At 45.7% G+C, this 2,199-nt stretch carries 2 protein-coding genes; both read right to left on the bottom strand.

Going from position 1 to position 2,199, the window contains the following annotated elements; genetic code table 11:
* Positions 1 to 67: 67 nt before the first annotated feature.
* Positions 68 to 979, bottom strand: coding sequence for an acyl-CoA desaturase (locus tag RMO35_RS03805; RefSeq protein ID WP_309738671.1), 912 nt, complete (start codon positions 977 to 979; stop codon positions 68 to 70).
* A gap of 292 nt (positions 980 to 1,271) precedes the next feature.
* Positions 1,272 to 2,199 (bottom strand): M48 family metallopeptidase (locus RMO35_RS03810; RefSeq protein WP_309738672.1); only part of this gene is annotated, 928 nt, incomplete at its 5' end.

Consider the following 2,199-nt stretch of genomic DNA (forward strand, 5'->3'; position numbering starts at 1 on the left):
GCGGTCTAATATTCTAGACCGCACAGGCGAACTTTGCATTCTGAGTAGTGGTTTCTAACCGCTGGGGTTAAGAATTTACAGATGCTTCGACGCTCGCGGGGATGTCGATTTGCGGTAATTTACGGTTTTTAGCACGCGCCAGTAGCTCTTTAGTACTGGGGACTTTGAGTTTTGAAGCTAGGGAGCAGAACTCCAGCACTTTGATAAAGCTAAAGGTTGGATCGATTAGGTAAATCGCTGTTCCGCCGCGAATCGTAATCCCATGCCGACTAGATGACGGAAAGGCATGGTGGAGATTGTGCCAACCTTCACCCAAACTCAGCAATGCCACAAATCCATTGTTACGGCTGAGATCGTTGGTATTAAATGGCTGCTCGCCAAATAGATGACTCAGCGAGTTCACTGTTTGGACACCATGAAATAGCAACGTGGTACTGAGGAAGAATGCGCCCAAATATTCCAATCCACCCAGCCAATAAGAAATTGCCGCCAGTGCCACCACCGGGACAAAGTGCAATCGATCGATTATCTTGAGGACGAGATCCTTTTCGACATCGCTCGGCAATTTAGCCGGAAAAAAGCGGGAGGACAACAGCCAACCCGCCTGCGACCAATAAAAGCCACCCACTCCCTGTGCGGGTGTATGTGGCGAGTGCGGATCGAGATCGCCATCGGCATGTTGATGATGAGTCAGATGGTGCGCTTTCCACCAACTCGGCCCCATGTGTCCGGCGGAGGATGCGATAATACTACCGATCCACAGGACGATCGCTGGAGCTTGATAGCTTTTGTGGGTGAGCAGTCGATGATAAATACTCGTGGTTGCGAGCATCCTGGTGAGATACAAAAATCCAATCCAGAATCCAGATCCCCATGATAAGCCAGTACTGAGTACTAGCAACGATCCGAAGTGACTAATGATAATCAGCAGCGGCCCCATTATGTATGAAACGATCGTGAGTGGAGAATACTGCTTCATTTATTTCCTAAGTACCGATCCAAAATTAATTAGACATTTTTACTCTTATCATAGGATATTGTATCTACAAATCCTGATGTGACAACATCGCTAGGAACGATGACACTGTATCCTTATACAAAATTAGGTGTAGCTTCTGATTCAGAAGCAATACACCTAAATTCTCTTCACCTCGATCGCATCCAAGATCGAGCAGAGCAGCGTGACACCCATCTCACGACAATCAACTAAAAACAGGGGTCTCAATCCCCAACCTAATAATTCAATTAATAATTATTAATTATTAATTAATTTAACGACCTTCCGATCTCCGCCTGTCGATCTCCCGTTGCAGTTCATCAATTTTGCGCTGCAATCGGGCGGTTTCGCTGGCAGTTGGTTCGGTATTGACAGTATCGATCGTCACGCGTTGATATTCGCCGCGCCGGATATCGCGATATTCACTAGAATTCGTCCACTCTTGGAGATAGTGAAGGCGTTCGACGGGAAAAGGATGGCTGAGCATTCCATTTACGCCTACATACATTAGCGCTTTATAGATTTGATTCAGTCCGTCTTCATCTAAGTTTCGATAACTTTCCGATTGCTTGATGAATTCTTCGAGACTGCATTCATCGCTAAATTTGCTACTCCCACCAGCAAGTTTCATCATTGTCGTCATCACCACCCGAGGATCGTCCATCACTAGTAAGGCTGCTCGATCTGATGATAGTTCAGCCTTGCGTCGCCACTCGTAAAAGGCTACGATTAATCCATTGCTAATGATATTTCCCAGTCCAAAAGTCATCTCACCAATAACTGAAGCCGCATTCATCACCCACATAGCCATTTGAATGAGGATGGTATGTCCACATTTAATATGTCCTAATTCGTGAGCTAGAACAGTTTTAATTTCATTTTCTTCGAGTAAATCCAGCAAGCCTGTATTAATGACAATGTAGGGATTTTCTTGCCCCATTGCATAACTATTAACTTGGGGATTTTGGCTGACAAATAAGATCGGTTCGGGATAAATATCGAGATCGCGAACGCATTCCCGAAACATCCCATAAATAGTCGCATATTGCCTGGGGCCAGCTTGGATGCTATTGCCCATCAGGTACACCAGTTGCGGTCGCTCGTAGAGAAACTCTACAAATTTACTCGCTACCAAATTAAAACCGGGAACGCTACGGAGAGCTTGTTCTGCCTGAAGATCGAGTGGATGCTTGAAGGCTTCG

The sequence above is a fragment of the Chamaesiphon sp. OTE_20_metabat_361 genome, from assembly GCF_031364565.1.

Excerpts from the sequence above, each read along its gene's own strand:
- RMO35_RS03805 (WP_309738671.1), bottom strand. The coding sequence starts at position 979 with ATGAAGCAGTATTCTCCACTCACGATCGTTTCATACATAATGGGGCCG.